Source organism: Diaminobutyricimonas aerilata, assembly GCF_002797715.1.
Classification (GTDB): Bacteria; Actinomycetota; Actinomycetes; order Actinomycetales; family Microbacteriaceae; genus Diaminobutyricimonas; species Diaminobutyricimonas aerilata.
Genome location: NZ_PGFF01000001.1, coordinates 1,225,085 through 1,240,798, shown reverse-complemented (window position 1 = coordinate 1,240,798; position 15,714 = coordinate 1,225,085). Strand labels below are relative to the sequence as shown.

Below are 15,714 nucleotides of genomic sequence, written 5' to 3'. Positions count from 1 at the left end.
CGGCGGGTCAGTCCTGCTCGACCGGGGCGTCCTCGTCGTCCTCGTACGCGAACGGGTCGCGCTCGTCGTGCCGTGGGTCATCGCGGTGGAGCGCTGCGTGCTCCTCCCACCGGGCGCTGAGCTCGTCGATCGCGGCGTGGAATCGGGCCGTCGCGGCTCCGGGCGTGGTGTCCCCGAAGTAGCGGTGCACCCAGAACTCGAGCTTCCGCTGCGCCTCTTCGCTCGTGAGCACCCGATCGACGAGCGGCACGATGGCGCGGGCGTCGTCGGCCCGCAGCCACTCCGCCTCCCCGAGGTATCCCCCGTGGTCGATGGCGGCGTGAGGCGAACTGGGGCGGGTGACGATGAGCGGCCGCCCCACTGCGAGCCGGTCGTAGACCATCGCCGAGATGTCGGTGATGGCCACGTCGGCCGCGGCGAGCTGCCAGCCGAGGGTCGGCCCGTCGTCGTACACGTGGTGCGCAGCCGGATCCGCGGCGTTCGCGGCCTCGAGCGCGGCGATGATGGCGGCGTTCGCGGCCTTGTACTCCGGGTCGAGCACGCCACTGCGCGGGTGGGGTCGGTAGATGACGCGATGGCGGCCCGTCGCGAGCAGCGCGTCGACGAGCGCGGTGCCGTGCGTCGCGATCGACCCGTAGGCGGCGGCCGCGCGGTCGCCCTCCCAGGTGGGGGCGTAGAGCACCACCGTGCGGTCGTCGGGCTCGTACGGCAGCTCCCCGGCGAAATGGTCGGCCTGGGGCCGGCCGATCGGCAGGGTGCGGGTCTCGACGTCGTAATCCCAGAGCGCGCGCCGCAACCGGTCCCTGGCGGCGTCGCCGGCGACGAGCGCGTAGTCGTACGCCTTGAACTGGTTGGTGGTCATGTACATCTTGTCGGACTCGCCGTGGTTGATGAACACGTGCCACATGCGCCCGTACCGGAACATCTGGAAGTTCTTGGCGTTCTGATTGACGTACAGCACCATGCGCAGGTTCTGCTCGGCGACGAACTGCTCGAGCTCCACCACCTGGCGCAGGTAGAGCACCGGCACCGGGGCCTCGTCCCACAGCGTCAGCGCGGTGCCGGGCGACCGGGTGATGATCGCGACCGGGTGGTGCTTCGACAGCTCGGCGAGCGGGGCGTACCACTGCCGGATCTGGTACAGGTTCACCCGCGTGTCGGCGAAGTAGACGGCGACGCGGATGCTGTCGGGCTCCGGACGCCGGATGAACGGTAGACGCTTGGACACGCCGGCCCGCGCGCGACGCGACCGCACGATGTTGCGGAGGACGCGGCGGGCGGACCTGAGATCGTCGAGAACGGCCATGAAGTCGGTTCCTCCCCTCTCTCATTGAATCAGCGTGCGCGGACGCCACCCGACGATCCGGCACATCCGTTACCGTTCCGATGCGTCACGCAGGCTGCGACGGACGCCCGTGCCAGAATCGAGGGCGACGTCGCCCGCCCCAGGAAGGCCCCACCCCGATGGCCCGCTTCACCTTCAGCGCCGGCAACGCGCGCAAGCTCGTGAGGCTACCGCTGTACGGGCTCGGCGCGGTCACGACGTTCCTCGTTCCGCGTTCCTCCCGCCGGTGGGTCGTCGGCTCGGGGATCGGAGTCGGCGAAGGTGCCCTGCCGCTGGTCCGGGCCGTGCGGGAGCATCTGCCCGAGGTGCGGGTGGTGTGGTTGGCCGGCGACGAGCGAGAACTTGCGGAGGCGCGCGCCGCCGGTCTCGAGGCGGCCGTGAAGACGAGCGCGTCCGGATTCCGGCACACGCTGCGCTCGAAGGTGCTCATCGTGACGCACGGTTTCGGCGACGTGAACCGGTACGCGGTGCGCGGCGGCTTCGTCGTGCAGTTGTGGCACGGCATCCCACTCAAACGGCTGCACCTCGACTCCCCGGCCGCGTTGCGGGTGTCGTTCCTGCCGGACCATCCGCTCGTGCGCCGGCTGATCGCTCGCGCCTACCGCACCGCGGGGCGCCAGATCTCCCTGTTCCCGGTCGCCTCGGAGCCGGCGGCTCGACGCATCGCGACGGCGTTCGGACTGCCGCCCGAGCGCGTGCGGGTGACGGGCGATCCGCGCGACGACGTGCTGCTGCGGGACACCCCCGCCGTGCGCCGGGAGCGCGCACGTGACGCGCTCGCGTCGGCGGTGGGCGAGCTTCCGGACGGCGCCCCCGTGCTGCTGTACGCCCCGACGTGGCGCGACGGAGCACCGGACCCGGCCGTGCCCACCGAAGCGGAGTGGGAGGCGATCGGCTCCGCCCTCGACGAGCTGGATGCGGTGCTGCTCGTGCGGTCGCATCCGCTCGGCGCCGGCGACTACGCCGTCGGCGCGGACCGCTTCGCCCGCATCCGGATGCTCGGATCCGACCTCCTCCGCGATGTGACGCCGGTGCTGCCGGCTGTCGACGTGCTCATCACCGACTACTCCTCGATCGCGTTCGACCACGCCCTGACGGACGGGTCGATCGTGTTCTTCGCGCCGGACGCGGCCCAGTACGCGACGCGGCGCGGTCTCTACCGGCCGTACCGCGAGTTCAGCGGCGGTCATCACCACCGCGACTGGGCGGGCACCCTCGACGCGGTGCGCGCCGCGTTGTCCGCCCCCGAGGACCGGCACGCCCGGCGCCTCGCCGACGAGCACCACGACGTGCGGGACGGTTTCGCCACCGAGCGCGTGCTGGCCGCTATCCTGCACGGTATCTCCGAGAAGCTCCCGGCGACGCTGCCGACCCCACCCGAACATCCGACCGCGCGACCCGAGATCACCGCCGTCGAGAAGCGATCCGACGTGCCCGCGCTCGTGCTCCACGGGCGGCTCAACGGCCGTCGTCCACGCACCGCGGCGGCGCGAGGCCCCCGCGCGCGCGTCGACGGCCACCTGGAGGTGCTCGACGACGGCTTCCGGTTGGAGATCCCGCTGCGGCTCTCGCGCTGGGGGTCGGCTCCCCTTCCGCTCCCCCGCGGCGACTACCGCCTCGAGTTCGACGACGGTGAGCCGCTGCACCGCATCCGGCTGCTCGCGGCGGCGCCGGAGCTGCACGACGAGGCCTCCCGGGTGGAGGTGGTGGCCGACGACGGCGGCGTCGTCATCCGCGTGGCCCCGCCCCTCGCCGACGACGAGCGCGGCCGCGACGCGCAGCGAGCGCTCGAGCGCAGCTACCGTCGCGGGCGCCCGACCCCGCGCGACGCCGTGTTCTTCGAGAGCTTCTACGGCCAGTCCGCCTCGGACAACCCGCGCGCGATCGACGCCGCGATCGCGCAGCTCAGCCCGGGCACCCGGCGGTACTGGAGCGTCGTCGACCTCTCGGTGGAGGTGCCCGACGGTGCCACCCCCATCCTCGAGGGCAGCCGCGAATGGTGGCGCGTACGCGGCGAGGCGCGGCTGCTCGTGGTGAACGACTGGCTGCGCAAACGGTACCGGCCGCGTGCGCATCAGCGCGTGCTGCAGACCTGGCACGGCACCATGCTGAAGAAGCTCGCCCTCGACCGCCCGACCTCGCATTGGCGGCAGCGCATCGCCGTGCTGCGGGAACGCGCGCGGTGGGATGTGCTGCTCGCGCAGAACGCGTACAGCGAGCGGATCTTCCGTCGCGCGTACGCGTTCACCGGTCCGATCTGGTGCGAGGGGTACCCGCGCAACGACGTGCTCGCCACGGGTGATCGGGCCGCGGTACGGCGACGGCTCGGGGTCGACGCCGACGCGCGCGTCGTGCTCTACGCGCCGACCTGGCGCGACGACCGCACCGAGATGGTGGACTACGTCGACCTCGCCCGGTTCGCGGCGGAGCTCGACGACGACACCGTGCTGCTCGTGCGCGGGCACTCGCGCACCCTCCGGTACGGACGGGATCTGCAGGGCGCGCGGCTGCTCGATGTGACCACCTATCCCGATGTCGCGGATCTGCTGCTGGCGACGGATGTGCTCGTCACCGACTACTCGTCCGTGATGTTCGACTGGGTCGCCACCGGCCGGCCCATCGTGTTCTTCACACCCGACCTCGCGCACTACAGCGAGGAGCTGCGCGGGTTCTACTTCGACCTGCTCGCGGAGGCGCCGGGCGCCCTCACCCGCACGCGCGCGGAACTGCTCGAGGGCATCCGCAACGCGGAGGCGGTGGCCGGCGAATACGCGCAGCGCTACGCCGTGTGGCGGGAGCGGTTCACGCCGCACGACGACGGGGGTGCGGCCGAACGCATCGTGCGCCGGCTGCTCGCCGACGGCACGATCGGCTGAACCGAGTCAGGATTCGGTGCGCGAGGTGTCGACCGCGTCGCGCGCACCCCGGACGACCCCGATGAGGAACCCGATGCCCCAACTGAGGTGCATCGTCGCGAGCACGAGCACGAAGCGCGCGCGATCGCCGAGGCTGCCGTCGATGGCGATGCCAGCGACGAGCAGCAGCAGAAGGTAGGCGAGCGGGCCCAGGTAGAGGAGCGCGAGCAGCATGCCGATCGGCCCGCTCAGCAGCCCGGTGAGATGGAACGGCAGCAGCACCACGGCGAGCAGCGTCACGATGACGAGTGCAGGCGGGGCGAAGAACCGCAGCGGGTTCTTGCCGCCGAGACGCCGGACGAGTTCTCCCCGCCAGATCCCGGTCGAGTGGAACTGCCGCGCGAGCCGGCTCCAGGTGCTGCGCGGCCAGTAGCGCACCTGCAGTTCGGGGTCGAGCCACACCAGGTGCCCGGCCTGCCGCAACCGGTAGTTGAGTTCCCAGTCCTCGCCTCGCCGCAGGGTCTCGTCGAATCCGCCGACCTGCGCCAGCGCATCCGCCCGCATGATGCCCATGTACGCCGACTCGGCCGGGCCCTCGTGAGCGCCGCCGTGGTAGGCACCGCCGCCGAGTCCGAACCGGCTGTTGTAGGCACGTGCCACGGCGGACTGGAATCCCGGTCGACCGACCGCGGACATGACTCCCCCGAGGCTCGCGGCACCCGTCCGTTCGAGCGTCTGCACGCCGCGCAGCGTGTAGCCCGGGGCGAGTTCGGTGTGGGCGTCGACCCGCACGATGATCGGATGTCTGCTCGCGGCGATCGCGAGGTTGAGCCCGATGGGGATGTCCATCCCCGGATTCCGGACGATGCGGATGCGCGGGTCCGCGTTCGCGAGTCGCTCGACGATCGCGTCGGTGCCGTCGGAGGACGGCCCGAGCGCGAGCACGATCTCGCTGTCGGCGGGGTACTCCTGCGCGAAGATGCTCGCGACGGCCGCCTCGATGTAGCCCGCTTCGTTGAGCACGGGCATCACATAGGAGACGCCCGGATAGGTACTCGCCTCGTGGTTCGCCTCAGGGGCCATGCGGTCTGCTTCGGTGTGGGGCTCGGGAGCCGTCGAACGGCGATCCGAGCCTAGCAGCGGCGAACGGCCCGGGCGCGCGGGGGCTGCGCGTCCGGTCCGTGCTCGCTGCGGGTGCTACTGGAGCTGTCCAAGCGTCACCTCGACGGTGTCGCTGCGACCGTCGCGCACGTAGGTGATGGTCGCCTTGCCGCCTGCCGGCTGCGTGCGCACCTGCGCGGTGAGGTCGGAGCTGCCGGTGATCGGCACGTCGTTGAACTTCGTCACAATGTCGCCGGCCTTGAGGCCCGCCGCATCCGCCGCGCCGCCGGGTTCGACGCTCGCGATGCTCGCGCCGACGGTGGTGGCCTCGGTCTGCTCGGGGTCGCTGGTGACGTCGCGCACCGAGGCTCCGAGCAGTCCGTGGGTCGCGGTGCCGTTCTCGATGATCTCCTTCGCGACGCGCTGCGCCACATCCGAGGGGATGGCGAAGCCGACGCCGATGTTGCCGGAGTCGCCGCTCGCGCCGCCGCCGGCGCTCGCGATGGCGACGTTGATGCCGATGACCTGGCCGTCGGTGTTCACGAGGGGGCCGCCCGAGTTGCCGTGGTTGATCGCCGCGTCGGTCTGGATGACCGACAGCGAGATGGCGGAGCTCTGCGCGTTCGGGTTCGGCTCCTGGCCGGGGATGTCGAAGTCGAAGAAGTCGAACGGATCGTTGCCGTCATCCTGCTGCTGCTGGTCGTCTTCGGGCGCCTGCGTCTCGGGCAGAGCGGACGAGGCGACCTGGATGCTGCGGTTCAGTGCGCTGACGATGCCGCTCGAGACCGAGTTGGAGAGGCCGAGCGGTGCGCCGAGGGCGATGGTCGTGTCGCCCACGTTGAGGTCGCTCGAGTCACCCCATTCGGCGGGCTGCAGGTCGCTCGTGTCGTCGACCTTGATGACCGCGAGGTCGGCGATCGGGTCGGTACCGACGACGGTCGCATCGAGGAGACGCCCGTCGTAGGTCTGCACCCGGATCTTCGGGTTGGCCGCGGCCCCGTCGAGGGTGACGACGTGGCTGTTGGTGACGATGTGGCCGTCGTCGTCGATGATGACGCCCGATCCGCTGCCGGATCCCTGCTCGCCGGTCACGTAGACCGTGACGGCGGAGGGCGCGGCGGTCGCGACGGCACCCGTGATCGCGGTGGCGTCCTCGGCGTTGTTGACGGTGACCGTGGTGGGGCGGCTCTCGGCGCCGGCCGGGGATCCGCTGTTGGCGCTCAACGACCAGGCGGTGACGCCCGCTCCGGAGACACCGCCGACGAGGGCACCCACCGCGAGCGCCGCGATGAGCGGTACGCCGGCGCGCTTCTTCTTCGTCGTGGTTCCGTCGCCACCGTTCGCGGCGGCCGGACCGAACGCGCTCCCGGGAGCGGCGGGGTCGCTCGCGTACGAGGTCTGCGGAGCGCCGTGCGGAGCCGTGGGGGCCTGCGGAGTCGGGTGACCACCGGAGATGTGCGGCGCCCCGTACTGCGGCGCGGTCGGCGTGGCGGAGTATCCGGCGGCGGTCGCGCTGTGCGGATGCGCCGGAGCGGTTCCGGGGGCGGAAGCCTGCGGCACGGTGGATGCGGTCGGCTGTGCAGTGGTCGGCTGCTGTGCGGTGGGGTGCGACACGGTCGGCTGCTGAGCGGTGGGCTGCTGCGGCTCCGTCGCGGTGTTGGCCTGCTGCGGGTTCCCCGCGGTCGGCGACTGCGGGGCGGTCGAGGTCGGCTGCTGCGGCTCCAAAGGCGTCGCGGCGGCCGGCTGCGCGTCGGGGCGGGGGGCGTTGTCGGGGGCGCTGGAGGCGTCGCTGGCGGCGGCCGGGGAAGACGTGGTGGGGTCCTGCTGCGGGTCCTCGTTCTCACGGCGAGGAGTGGACTCCGGGGTGTCGCTCATGGGTGCTCCTTTCAAGCCGTGCCAGCTTCGAGTTCGTTCCTGTGAACTCTATTTGGCTGCCCTGAGAGCGGTCTGCGGCGACCTTATGGCGTTGTTGTGAGCCGTCAGCAGCCGGGACCGCGCGGATTCTCGGCACAGTCCCGGCCGACGAGCACCGTGTCGGCGGTCCCGGCGACGGCGGTGATCTCGTTGGCCGCAACGGGGAGGGTGCCGGTGATGGCGCGCCACCCTGCTCCCGCGAACTGGTACTCGGCGGCGATGTCGACCGTGAGCCGGATCGTGTACGTGCCGGGCTCCTCGAATGTGTGACTCGTCGGCGTCGCATCGAACTCTCGGAGGCCCGCGACCTGCCAGGTGGAACCGCGCGAGGCGGTGGTCTTGGTGGTGCCGTCGCCGTAGTCCCAGCGCCACGCGACCGGGGTGAACCGAACGGAGGCCGGCAGACCCAAGAGCGTGCCTGTCTGCACCTGCTGATCCACCTGCGAGTAGAAGTTGGTCTCCAGCCCGGCGACCATCCAGCCGTTCGGTTCCATCCGCTGCACCGGTGGCACCGGGCGGAAGCTCACAAGATCGGCGAGCGTCACTGCAGGCAGACCCGGGTCGGGCGTCGGAGCAGTTTCCTCCTCGTCCGCCGACACGAAGCACCCGTCGTAGTTGGCGTTCGGGCGCATGTTGTCCGTCGGGCACGGCAGCGCCCGGCGAGGGCGCTGCGGCGAAACTGCCGTCCCATCTGCCGTCTCTGAGTCTCCGGGCTGATTCGCCCGTCCAGCGGAGGAGACACCGGTAGATGTGGTCGCCTCCAGATCAACCTCGGTCCCCACGATTTCGCCGTTTGCGTTGGTGCAACCGAATACCGCGCTGGAGCCGGCACACCCTTGTAGCCTGATCGCCGCCATGCTCGGTACGGATGCCGAGCCCAAGGCTGCAGTCAGAAGGAGGAACACCAGTACCTTCTGTGAGGTCAACATACGCCGCCGCCCTCCCACACATCGCTCGCAGCGAGGAGCAGTTTCGGCGGCGCACCCGCGTTCTCGAATCGCAATTCAAGAGGAACTAAGTCCGGCCGCGGGTTCGGCGTTTTATCCTGGCCTTCCTCATCGACCAATCGGGTGCCAGAGACGTCCAGACACGCATACGCCGCAATATCGACCCGTCCGCCCTCCTGGTGTAGTTGTTGGAGGCGGAAGTTCCGAAAGGATGAAGAGCCGGAGAGTCGGAGCGCTCGTTCGGAATACATCGCGAACGACGCAATCTCCTCCTCGAATTGATCGGCGGTCACCAAACCTCGCATGCGTTCGGGGTCCTTTCCACCACCGGTCGCAATCTCGTCTGACATCGCCAAGTACGCGGTGTACGCCTCTTCCGCCGCGGCGAGCGCCTCCTCCTCGGAGGCGAACACCGGCGCGGCAGAGGGCTTGGGCGATTCGGGCGGGTCCTCCGTCGGAGTCGTGCATCCGGCGAGCGCGACCGCTGCGACCAGGGCCGAGGCGGCGGTGACGCGGCGGAGCAGACGCATGCTGACACGCTAGAACAGCGGGCGCCGTCCCGGGTGAGGTTTCCACACCGTCATGGCGGGTCATTCGACCGTGGAGGACGGGTACCGTATCCCGGGTGACGAGCCATGGCGCCTGGCGGCGCACCGCATCCGGGGCAGGGCTGCTCGCCGACGACGGCACGCTGCGTCCGACGATCTTCGCGGAGATGAGCGCGCTTGCGCAGGCGACCGGCGCGATCAACCTGGGGCAGGGTTTCCCGGACGAGGACGGGCCGGCGGAGGTGCTGGAAGCGGCCCGGGAGGCCATCGCGTCTGGGGTGAACCAGTACTCCCCCGGTCGCGGTCATGCCCGACTGCGCGAGGCGATCGCGCGTCACCAGCGGCGCTTCTACGGGCTGGAGGTCGACCCCGAGACCGAGGTGCTCGTCACCGCGGGCGCGACGGAAGCGCTCACCGCGACGATCCTCGCGCTCACCGAGTCGGGCGATGAGGTCGTCACGCTCGAGCCGTACTACGACAGCTACGCCGCCACCATCGCCCTCGCCGGTGCACGCCACGTGACCGTGCCCCTGCACGCGCCCGACTTCACCGTCGACCACGAGGAACTTCGCGTCGCCGTGACCGACCGCACGCGGCTCATCCTGATCAACACGCCGCACAACCCCACCGGGGCGGTGCTCGACCGGGCGACGCTCGAACTCGTGGTGGAGCTCGCCCACCGCCACGACGCGATCATCGTCACCGACGAGGTGTACGAGCACATCACCTTCGGTGTGCCGCACACGCCGATCAGCGCCCTGCCCGGGGCGCCGGAGCGCACGATCACGATCTCGAGCGGCGGCAAGACGTTCAACACCACTGGCTGGAAGATCGGCTGGCTCACCGCGCCCGCCGCGCTGGTCGACCGGGTGCTCGCGGTGAAGCAGTTCCTCACCTACGTGAACGGCGCCCCGTTCCAACCGGCGATCGGTGTGGGCCTCGACCTCCCCGACAGCTACTTCACCGGGCTTGCGACGACGCTGCAGCGGCGTGCCGCCGTTCTCAGTGCCGGCCTCGCCGCCGCGGGACTCGAGGTGCATCCCACCCGCGGCAGCTACTTCGTGCTCGCGGATGCGACACCTCTCGGACATCCGGATGCCGTCGAGTTCTGCCGACGGCTGCCGGTCGAGGCCGGGGTCGTCGCCATCCCGGTGAGCGCGTTCGTCACCCCGCGGCGGCGACCCGAGTATGCGTCGCTCGTGCGGTTCGCCTTCTGCAAACGCGACGAGGTGCTGACGGATGCGGTGGGCCGGTTGGCCTCGCTGCGCGACTAGGCGGGAACGACCCGGAAGCGCCGCAACCGCAGCGCTGGGTTGACCTCGCGCACCTCCGCGAGGCGGTCCACGCTCAGGTCGGCGAGCACCACATCCGTGCCGTCGCCGAGCGACGCGAGCTCGACGCCCGCCGGGTCGATGACCGTGCTGACGCCGATGCCGCTCGGTGCGGCGTGATCGGCGGCGACGACGTAGCTCGTGTTCTCGATCGCCCGAGCGGTGAGCAAAGTGCGCCAATGGTGTTCCTTGCCGGGTCCCGGCACCCACTCGCTCGGCACCAGCAGCACGTCCGCGCCGGCGTCGACGAGTCGTCGGCTCACCTCGGGGAACCGGATGTCGTAGCAGGTCTGCATGCCGACGGTGAAGCCGCCGGCGGCGAAGGTCTGCGGGTCGACGATGTCACCCGGGGCGATCCGGTCGCTCTCACGGTGTCCGAACGCGTCGTAGAGATGCAGCTTCCGGTGCGTCGCGACGAGGTCACCGGCCGGGTCGATCGCGACGAGCGTGTTGGAGATGTGGCCGGCGTCGGCCCGTTCGACCATCCCCGCGACGACGTGCACACCGAACTCCCGTGCCATGGCGGTGACGCCGTCGACGAAGCGACCGTCGAGCCCCTCCGCGGCATCCACCCACGACGCGTCGAGCTGCGGCGAGAAGAAGTGCGAGTACTCCGGGAAGACGACCACGTCGGCGCCGCGCGCGACGGCACCGTGCGCCAGTCGCTCCATCTGCTCGAGATTCGCGGCCCGATCCGCGCCGGGCGCGAACTGCACGGCGGCCACCCGTACGGATGCCCCTGCCCTCTCGCCGCTCATTCCATTACCCTAACGATCACCCCGCCCGGTTCCGGAAGGACGACCATGTCCGACGTCGAAGGACGCCGCACGTTCCGCGCGTGGATCATCGCGCTCATCTCCGTCGGCGTCGTGCTCGCCATCGTCGCCGTTCTCTTCGCCACCGGCGTGCTCCGGGTCGGTCCGCAGGAACCGACGGAGACACCTCGGCCGAGCGTGAGCGCATCCGAGACGCCGGAGCCGAGTGCGACCCCGACGCCGACCCCCACACCGACGCCCACCGCCGCCACGCCGGATCTCGCCGCGATCGGCGCGATGCTGAACGGCGGCGACCCGGCGACGTTCGGGCCGTTGATCGCGGACCAGGTCGCCCTCGCCGTCGCGGCGAGCGAAGGAGCGGTCGTGAGCCGCGAGCAGGCGGTCGAGGCGATCTCGACCTACGGGGTCCAGGGGGCGCCGTGGCAGTTCCCGCTCGACGAGGCCGCCGTGGAGCCGTTCCGCTCCGGCGACTACGCCACCTACTTCCCCGACGGCGTCGCCGTCGGACGGTCAGCCGGAGGCGCGATCGTCGCCTTCCAGTTCACCGACGGGCTCATCTCGAGCGTGCTCTACTCGGTGAGCGAAGACCTGCTGTGAGCGGACGGCTCGTCGTGCTCGGGTCCGTCAACAGCGACCTCACCGTGCGGGTCGCCCGGCACCCGCGGCCCGGAGAGACCCTGTTGGGCGGCGACCTCTCGACGGGTCTCGGGGGCAAGGGCGCCAACCAGGCCGCCGCCGCCGCGCGGGCGGGTGTCGCCCCGCTCTTCCTCGGAGCGGTCGGCACGGATGCGGTGGGCGACACCCTGCGGTCGGGACTCGCGGGGGCCGGGGTCGACGTCTCCGCGCTGTTGACGATCGACGGCCCGTCCGGTGTCGCGCTCATCACCGTCGCAGACGACGGCGAGAACACGATCGTCGTCGCGGCGGGCGCCAACGACCGCGTGGATGCGGCGACCGTGCGCGACACGGTGTCCGCCCTCGACGCCGGCGACGTGGTGCTCGCCCAACTGGAGGTGCCGCTCGACGTGGTCGGCACGGCGAGCGCCAGCACATCCGCTCGGTTCGTGCTCAACCTCTCCCCCGCGCGCGAGGTGCCCGCGGAGCTGCTCGCCGCGTGCGACCCGCTCATCGTGAACGAGACCGAGGCCGCGCTCATCGCGGGCGACGGCAGCCCCGAGGAGCTCGTCGAGCGGCTCCTGCCGCGGGTGCGGTCCGTCGTCCTGACGCTCGGAGGCGACGGCGCCCTCGTCGCGGACGGCGACGGCGTGCGCCATCACCGCGCCCCGCGCGTCGAGGTCGTCGACACGACGGGCGCGGGCGATGCGTTCGCCGGCGCCCTCGCGGCGGCGCTCGCTCGCGGGGTGGCGCTCAACGAGGCGGCTGCGGCCGGTGTCGCGGCCGGCGCGGAGGCCGTGCAGTGGGTGGGGGCTCAGCCGCGCTGAGCCCTCATCGGGGTGCGATCCACGCGGTGGTGTCGGGCGGGAGCAGTCCCCCGTCGAGCGGGTCGGAACTCCAAAGAACCTCCCCGTCGGGCAGCGCCACGGCGATGTCACCCATGCCGACGACGACCATGACGCCGCCTTCACGGCGACAAACGACCGACCCGTCCTCGCCGAGCTCCCACTCTGCGCCCTCCCCAGCGGCGAAGACGCCGTCGTCGAGGAGCTCGCGCCTCAACCGGATCGTCGACCGCACGAGCGCGAGCATCGATGCGGAATCGTCCTCCTGTGCCTCGACGGAACGTCGGCCCCATCCGTCGGGCGTCGGCAACCAGGGCGTCCCTCCCCCGAAACCGTACGAGTCGGCTGATTTCGATGTCCACGGGATCGGCACGCGCGCCCCGTCGCGTGACACCCCGCCGCGGAACCACATGGGGTCACGTCGGGACTCGACCGGCACATCGACATCGGGCAGCGCCAGCTCCTGACCCTGGTAGAGGTAGCAGCCGCCGGGAAGCCCCAGAAGGGCGACGACGGCGGCGCGGGCTCGACGGATGCCGACCGCGCCATCCCCGAAACGCGTGACCGCACGAACCAGGTCGTGATTCTCGAGAGCCCAGGTGGGCGCCGACCCGTGCGTGCGCCGGGCCAGCTCCAGCTGGGCTCCCACCTGCGCCCAGGCGCCCGCACTCCATCCGAGCCGGGCGAACGCGAAGGCGAAGGCCTGGTGCAGTTCATCCGGCCGCGTGTAGCGTGCGGCTCGATCGGGTTCGAGGTTCACCTCGCCCACGAGCAGCCGCGGTGGCACGTACTCGTCGGCGATTCGCCGCCACCGTCGGTACACGTCGTGCACCGGCTCCTGATCCATGGCCAGCGGGTTCGAGCGGAGTCCGTCAATGACGGTCGGCACCACGGCGCTGTCGGGGAGGCCCTCGGCCTTGTAGAGACCGTGCGCCACGTCGATACGCACGCCGTCGACGCCCCGGTCCAACCAGAAGCGGAGCACATCGTCGAAGTACTCGGCGACGGCCGGATTGCGCCAGTTCCAGTCCGGCTGGGCGGGCGAGAAGAGGTGCAGGTACCACTCGGTGTCGTCGTGCGACTCGGGGCGCGCCCGCGACCACGCCGGTCCGCCGAAGACGCTCACCCAGTTGTTGGGGGGCGCGCCGTCCGCCGAGCCCTCCGCGAAGTGGAACATGTCCCGTTCCGGCGAACCCGGACCCGCGTCGACGGCCGCGCGGAACATCGGATGCTCGACGGAGGTGTGGTTCGGAACGAGGTCGACGAGTACGCGGAGATCGAGCGAGTGCGCTCCGCCGAGGAGCTCGTCGAAATCGGCGAGTGTGCCGAACATGGGGTCGACGTCGCAGTAGTCGCTGACGTCGTATCCCTGATCCACCTGCGGTGATCGTTGGAACGGCGTCAGCCAGATGCCGTCGACTCCCAGAGAGGCGATGTACGGCAGCCGCTCGATGACACCGCGGAGGTCGCCGACCCCGTCGCCGTCGGCATCCGCGAACGATCGCGGGTAGACCTCGTAGACGACCGCGGTGTCCCACCACTGATCCGCCGGGGCGCTCACTTGGTGGCCCCGGACGTCAGTCCCTCGACGATGCGCCGCTGGAAGATCAGCACGACGATCACGAGCGGGATCGTGACGATCACACCGGCCGCCATCTGCTCGCCGTACGGAGCCTGGAACTCGCTGGCTCCCGTGAACTTCGAGATGGCCACCGTCGCGGTCTGCACGGCCGGATCGTTGACCATCGACAACGCGATGATGAACTCGTTCCAGCTGTGGATGAACGTCAAGATCGCGGTGGTGAACACGCCGGGCGCGGCGAGGGGCAAGAGGATCTTCCGGAACGCCTGCCATTTCGTGGCGCCGTCGATCATCGCCGCCTCTTCCAGGTCGTAGGGCAGCTGCTTCATGAACGTGGTGAGGTTCCAGACCGCGAGCGGGATCGCGAACGAGAGGCTCGGCACGATCATCGCCTGATAGGTGTTGATCCACCCGATGTCACTGAACAGGCGAAGCAAGGGCACGACGACCGAGATGCCGGGGAACATCGACGTCGCGATGATGACGGCCAGGATGGCCGACTTGAACCGGAAGTTCAGGCGCGAGATGGCGTAGGCGGCGAAGATGCCGAGGGCGAGGGCGAGCACCGTCGTCGTCGTCGCGACGATGAGACTGTTGCCGAGTGCCCGGGCGAAGTTCGACGATCCGGAGAAGACCTTGAGGTAGCTCTCGACCGACCACACGGTCGGCAGCAGCGAGTTGTCGAAGATGTCGCTCGTGCGCCGAAGGCTCGAGACGAGCATCCAGTAGAACGGCGCGAGGCAGTAGACACCGATCACGGCGATACCGAGCCAGCGGCCGACCGAGCGGAGCACCTCCCTCCGGTTGCGGGCGGTGGTGCGGGCCGATGCGGTGAGCGCGGTCATCGCACGCCTCCTCTCTTGGCGGCGGCTCTCCGCAATCGTCGCTGCTCCCCCGCACCGGCGACGTCGGCGCCGAGGAGCTTCACGAAGACGAACGCGATGACCGCGACGTAGACGAGCAGCACGATCGAGAACGCCGAGGCGGCGCCGTACTGCAGTTGGTTCGAGGAGTCCCACGCGAGGATCGAGAGGGTCTCGACCGACGACTTCCGCGGCCCGATGAGCACGAACGGAAGGTCGAACATGCGCAGCGCGTCGAGCAGGCGGAACAGCACAGCCACGAGCAACGCCGGCTTCACGAGCGGGAGGGTGATCGACCGGAACTGGCGCCACGCTCCCGCGCCGTCCAGCTTCGCCGCCTCGTAGACCTCCTCGGGGATGATCTGCATGCCGGCGAGCACGAGCAGTCCGATGAAGGGCGCCGTCTTCCACACCTCGGCGGTGATCACGGCGACCTGGGACGCGAAGCCTTCCGCGGTCCACAGCACCTGCTGACCCGACAGCGCGTTCGCGATGCCGTCGGCCTGGAAGATCCAGCGCCAGAGCAGCCCCGAGACCGCCGTCGGGATCGCCCACGGCACGAGCACGGCCGCCCGCAGGAACGCGCGGCCCCGGAAGGCGCGGTTCATCGCCACGGCGAAGGCCACGCCGATGACCGTCTCGAGCGCGACCGACGTGAAGGTGAAGAAGGTCGTGTTCCCGAGCGCGTTGTAGAACCGGCCGCTCTCGGCTCCGGCGAAGATCTCGAGGTAGTTGCCGAGGCCCACGAACACGTCACCCTCGATGACGAAGCCCTGGGCGTCGAGCCCCGACTCCGAGCTGTACAGGGATTGGTGGAAGGCGGAGATGAGCGGGTAGAGGATCACGAGCGCCAGCACCAGGAAGGTGGGCGAGAGCAGCAGCGCCGCCCGGCGTCCCTCCCCCGGGGTGCGGGAGCCGGTTCGCGGCGTCCGGATGGTCGGCGCGGTGGGCACGGCCGTCATGAGCAACTCCTGGTCGATTCGGTGGTGGCC

At 70.6% G+C, this 15,714-nt stretch carries 13 protein-coding genes; 4 read left to right on the top strand and 9 right to left on the bottom strand.

Going from position 1 to position 15,714, the window contains the following annotated elements:
* Nucleotides 1-7: 7 nt before the first annotated feature.
* Nucleotides 8-1,306 (bottom strand): CDP-glycerol glycerophosphotransferase family protein, encoded by a 1,299-nt coding sequence (locus tag CLV46_RS05960; protein WP_100363927.1) that lies wholly within the window; start codon nucleotides 1,304-1,306, stop codon nucleotides 8-10.
* A gap of 158 nt (nucleotides 1,307-1,464) precedes the next feature.
* On the opposite strand from CLV46_RS05960, the gene CLV46_RS16945 reads away from it, so the two are divergent.
* Nucleotides 1,465-4,221 carry a CDP-glycerol glycerophosphotransferase family protein gene (locus tag CLV46_RS16945; RefSeq protein WP_245866574.1) on the top strand — a complete coding sequence of 919 codons (2,757 nt, stop codon included), beginning with the start codon at nucleotides 1,465-1,467 and terminating at the stop codon, nucleotides 4,219-4,221.
* A gap of 6 nt (nucleotides 4,222-4,227) precedes the next feature.
* On the opposite strand, the gene CLV46_RS05945 is transcribed toward CLV46_RS16945, so the two are convergent.
* The 4 genes from CLV46_RS05945 to CLV46_RS05930 form a co-directional block, all read right to left on the bottom strand.
* A complete protein-coding gene (locus CLV46_RS05945; protein ID WP_100363926.1) occupies nucleotides 4,228-5,283 on the bottom strand; it encodes a glycosyltransferase family 2 protein in 1,056 nt (351 codons plus the stop codon).
* A 114-nt stretch (nucleotides 5,284-5,397) separates the two neighbouring features.
* Complete coding sequence (locus CLV46_RS05940) at nucleotides 5,398-7,176, bottom strand: S1C family serine protease (protein ID WP_211282156.1); 1,779 nt, start codon at nucleotides 7,174-7,176, stop codon at nucleotides 5,398-5,400.
* Nucleotides 7,177-7,280: 104 nt separating this feature from the next.
* On the bottom strand, nucleotides 7,281-7,847 hold the full coding sequence (locus CLV46_RS05935) for a PKD domain-containing protein (RefSeq protein WP_157802243.1): 567 nt from the start codon (nucleotides 7,845-7,847) through the stop codon (nucleotides 7,281-7,283).
* 290 nt (nucleotides 7,848-8,137) lie between these two features.
* Complete coding sequence (locus CLV46_RS05930; protein WP_157802242.1) at nucleotides 8,138-8,692, bottom strand: hypothetical protein; 555 nt, start codon at nucleotides 8,690-8,692, stop codon at nucleotides 8,138-8,140.
* Nucleotides 8,693-8,787: 95 nt separating this feature from the next.
* Here CLV46_RS05930 and CLV46_RS05925 point away from each other — a divergent pair, with 95 nt between their 5' ends.
* A complete protein-coding gene (locus tag CLV46_RS05925) occupies nucleotides 8,788-9,984 on the top strand; it encodes a pyridoxal phosphate-dependent aminotransferase (RefSeq protein ID WP_100363923.1) in 1,197 nt (398 codons plus the stop codon).
* On the opposite strand, the gene CLV46_RS05920 is transcribed toward CLV46_RS05925, so the two are convergent.
* Nucleotides 9,981-10,799: a carbon-nitrogen hydrolase family protein gene (locus CLV46_RS05920; protein ID WP_100363922.1), complete on the bottom strand. Its 819-nt coding sequence runs from the start codon at nucleotides 10,797-10,799 to the stop codon at nucleotides 9,981-9,983. The genes CLV46_RS05925 and CLV46_RS05920 overlap by 4 nt on opposite strands.
* A 45-nt stretch (nucleotides 10,800-10,844) precedes the next feature.
* Between CLV46_RS05920 and CLV46_RS16640 the strand changes: the two genes are divergently transcribed.
* Nucleotides 10,845-11,414, top strand: coding sequence for a hypothetical protein (locus CLV46_RS16640; protein ID WP_157802241.1), 570 nt, complete (start codon nucleotides 10,845-10,847; stop codon nucleotides 11,412-11,414).
* Entirely contained in the window at nucleotides 11,411-12,259 is an 849-nt protein-coding gene (locus CLV46_RS05905; protein ID WP_100363919.1) for a PfkB family carbohydrate kinase, read from the top strand. Before CLV46_RS16640 ends, CLV46_RS05905 begins: the two co-directional genes overlap by 4 nt.
* Before the next feature lie 4 nt (nucleotides 12,260-12,263).
* Here CLV46_RS05905 and CLV46_RS05900 read toward each other — a convergent pair whose 3' ends face one another.
* From CLV46_RS05900 to CLV46_RS05890, 3 genes are read right to left on the bottom strand one after another with little or no spacing between them, the layout of a single operon-like run.
* Entirely contained in the window at nucleotides 12,264-13,838 is a 1,575-nt protein-coding gene (locus CLV46_RS05900; RefSeq protein ID WP_100363918.1) for an alpha-amylase family glycosyl hydrolase, read from the bottom strand.
* A complete protein-coding gene (locus CLV46_RS05895) occupies nucleotides 13,835-14,704 on the bottom strand; it encodes a carbohydrate ABC transporter permease (RefSeq protein ID WP_100363917.1) in 870 nt (289 codons plus the stop codon). Before CLV46_RS05895 ends, CLV46_RS05900 begins: the two co-directional genes overlap by 4 nt.
* The gene (locus tag CLV46_RS05890) at nucleotides 14,701-15,684 is read right to left on the bottom strand and encodes a carbohydrate ABC transporter permease (RefSeq protein WP_100363916.1); all 984 of its coding nucleotides are present in this window, start codon (nucleotides 15,682-15,684) and stop codon (nucleotides 14,701-14,703) included. Before CLV46_RS05890 ends, CLV46_RS05895 begins: the two co-directional genes overlap by 4 nt.
* Nucleotides 15,685-15,714: the final 30 nt, after the last annotated feature.

What these genes read in the sequence shown, in the direction of transcription:
- CLV46_RS05960 (WP_100363927.1), bottom strand. Translation starts at nt 1,306, where the DNA reads ATGGCCGTTCTCGACGATCTCAGGTCCGCCCGCCGCGTCCTCCGCAAC.
- CLV46_RS16945 (WP_245866574.1), top strand. Translation starts at nt 1,465, where the DNA reads ATGGCCCGCTTCACCTTCAGCGCCGGCAACGCGCGCAAGCTCGTGAGG.
- CLV46_RS05945 (WP_100363926.1), bottom strand. Translation starts at nt 5,283, where the DNA reads ATGGCCCCTGAGGCGAACCACGAGGCGAGTACCTATCCGGGCGTCTCC.
- CLV46_RS05940 (WP_211282156.1), bottom strand. Translation starts at nt 7,176, where the DNA reads ATGAGCGACACCCCGGAGTCCACTCCTCGCCGTGAGAACGAGGACCCG.
- CLV46_RS05935 (WP_157802243.1), bottom strand. Translation starts at nt 7,847, where the DNA reads ATGCGCCCGAACGCCAACTACGACGGGTGCTTCGTGTCGGCGGACGAG.
- CLV46_RS05930 (WP_157802242.1), bottom strand. Translation starts at nt 8,692, where the DNA reads ATGCGTCTGCTCCGCCGCGTCACCGCCGCCTCGGCCCTGGTCGCAGCG.
- CLV46_RS05920 (WP_100363922.1), bottom strand. Translation starts at nt 10,799, where the DNA reads ATGAGCGGCGAGAGGGCAGGGGCATCCGTACGGGTGGCCGCCGTGCAG.
- CLV46_RS16640 (WP_157802241.1), top strand. Translation starts at nt 10,845, where the DNA reads ATGTCCGACGTCGAAGGACGCCGCACGTTCCGCGCGTGGATCATCGCG.
- CLV46_RS05895 (WP_100363917.1), bottom strand. Translation starts at nt 14,704, where the DNA reads ATGACCGCGCTCACCGCATCGGCCCGCACCACCGCCCGCAACCGGAGG.
- CLV46_RS05890 (WP_100363916.1), bottom strand. Translation starts at nt 15,684, where the DNA reads ATGACGGCCGTGCCCACCGCGCCGACCATCCGGACGCCGCGAACCGGC.